We start from the raw sequence: 1560 nt of genomic DNA on the forward strand, positions 1-1560 counted from the left end.
ATGAGCTTGACAGGCAAATGGCCCGCCTGGGACCTAAACCCCGATACGTTCTTGAACGTGATGTGGCCAGAGCCAGAAGAGACATAGAAAAAACTGAAAGTGAGCTGGAGGAATTTCGTCGCAAACTGGATGCGGTTCATAGTAAAGCAGTGCCGAATTCAGTACCGGAACAGAAAGAAACACTCGTATCAGATGACGCCCGGATTGTTGCCTTAAGAAACAAGCAGCTGGAGCTGTTCGGGGATGATGATACTGCCGACAGGATCCTGCAACTGACCCGGCAGCACGAATGTCTGGAAAGAGAAGTAGAAGTCAGGGAAGCGAATATAAAGAACATGAAGCAAGCACTGGCAGCTGCAGAACAAGCCATGGAAAATGAGGGCGGGCCCTTCCAATATACGCCGAAACAGGCAAACATACTGGCCCATTTACACACCTTCACTCAGGCACATCCTCTCAGGAAACAGGCTCTGGAAGCCGCACTGGGTCTGGCAGAATCAGCAAAACTGTGCGGTAAACCGGTACCCAATTTCCAGACTTTCGACTTTGACGATGAATTTGCACCCATTCGCCTGCAGGCAAAGGTCCCTGATCTGACATTTAATCAGGCCACCCGGATTGTGAAAGTCTTCAAAGATCTGAAGACGACATTCGCCCTCGAGTCTCCGGAAGATCAGTCTCTGAAGATTCTGGATGAGGTCCAGAATCTGGCGAGCCATGCGAGGGCTTACATTAAAACCGGGCCACAAGAATACGACGATGAAATATACGGCATGGGCGAAGCAGCCACTTACTTCGTTCAGCATGAGCAAGGGAATCTGAAAGACTTCTCGGAATACTTCGCTGTCCGTTCTGTCAGTGGTAACAAGATCATCTCTCTATTGCGTGAAGGTCTGATCAGCCAGGTTGAACTTGATCAATATCTAAAGGCCGTCAGAGGTGTTGATGGTTACCAGACAGTGGATGAATTTGAACATTTTCTTGACTACGGACATGGCGTCAAGGTGCCCCGGTTCAAAGCCGTTGTCCGGATGCTGTCCGACGAGGGTGTTGACGAGTTCGTACAGAGCGCTTTTTCTCCTGTGATCGTGACCGCCACTGAACCGGCAGGTATGAAGGAGTCTGTTGCCGGCATGAAAGAATATGTAGCTGCTGTCATCGCCAACTACGTTCTTGACGACATTGCCTTTGAAAACGGCCGCAAGACTGCAGCATTTCTTACCAATATTCAGGATACCCTGGCGCCTTACGCCAATGCCGTTGGCGTGTCTGAATCTGGGCTGATCAAGGCTATCCATGACACATTGATGCAGGCTCATGCCACAGCGGTTGAGCTAGAGCTCAATGATTACTGGATCAAACCTTCCGCCTTCCTGCTACAGGCAGTCACCTGGTACCTCTCCAGCTACAAGCCTCTACTGGTAACCCGGACCGCCCCGGAAGCTGTCAGGCTGTCTCTCTCAAACATGGCGTTCCTCTATCTTCTGGACCTGACCAACCGGGGCGATTACACGCACAGGATGCTCACACCTTTCCAGCACTGGCTGGAACGCTACGGTG

1 protein-coding gene is annotated in these 1560 nt (G+C 51.0%); it reads left to right on the forward strand.

What is annotated here, in order from left to right; all coding sequences use genetic code 11:
• The coding region (locus KDK18_RS09755) for a hypothetical protein (protein WP_257254714.1) at positions 1 to 1560 on the forward strand (1560 nt) is incomplete at both ends.

This window comes from Endozoicomonas sp. SESOKO3 (genome assembly GCF_024606255.1).